Below are 697 nucleotides of genomic sequence, written 5' to 3'. Positions count from 1 at the left end.
GTTGCCACCCGTTTACCTGTCATCAGGTCATGCAGTGCCGCACGGGCAGCGGCAAGTTCTTCCTGTCGCGTCATTCATCCTCTCCGGATAAGGCACGGGCGTAATCTGCCAGTGTTTTCTTGTTGGTTGCTGCACCATCCTCTTCCTGCAGGCTCGCCAGCAGCGCACTGAGATCCAGCTGCCAGCGGGAAATACTGATGCGCAGCGCCGCCAGCGCATAAACGAAGCAGTCGAGCGCCTCATTGCGTCGCTTTTTGCTGTCCCACAGTATTTTTTTCCTGCCATCCACCCATTTTTCGACCTGCTCTTCAGCAGTCAGCTGCTGCGCTTCGGTCAGATCAAAAATATCCGGGTTATTCGGGAAGTGAACGGCACCGGGAAGCGGTTCATCCCCTTCCGGCGTCAGTGTGAAGCGGTTATAAATCTGCTCTTTCGCGGTATCCGTACCGATTTCGGTAAGGTAAACCCCGTTTTTGTTTCGCTTACGTGGCATGCTGGCCACCGGCTTTCCGTAGACGGATGCCCCTTTAATGGGGATCACCCGGAACAGCCCATGTTTTTTCGAGCGTTCATACACAATGGTCGGGTCAATCCCGCCAGTATCCCAGCAGATACGGGATACCGACATTTCTGCACCATTCCGGCGGGTATAGGTTTTATTGATGGCCTCATCCACACGCAGCAGCGTCTGTTCATC

2 protein-coding genes are annotated in these 697 nt (G+C 54.7%); both read right to left on the bottom strand.

Translation table 11 applies throughout. From position 1 onward, the window contains the following. Window positions 1-74: gpW family head-tail joining protein (gpW, locus tag K0778_RS26695; RefSeq protein WP_214290702.1), on the bottom strand; the 74-nt coding region annotated here is incomplete at its 3' end. Beyond that, window positions 71-697: terminase gpA endonuclease subunit (locus K0778_RS26690; protein WP_089551712.1), on the bottom strand; the 627-nt coding region annotated here is incomplete at its 5' end. The genes gpW and K0778_RS26690, both read right to left, overlap by 4 nt.

The organism is Escherichia sp. XD33, assembly GCF_019375075.1.
In the GTDB taxonomy this organism is placed as follows: domain Bacteria; phylum Pseudomonadota; class Gammaproteobacteria; order Enterobacterales; family Enterobacteriaceae; genus Enterobacter; species Enterobacter flexneri_A.
This window is presented reverse-complemented; position numbering and strand designations above follow the sequence as displayed.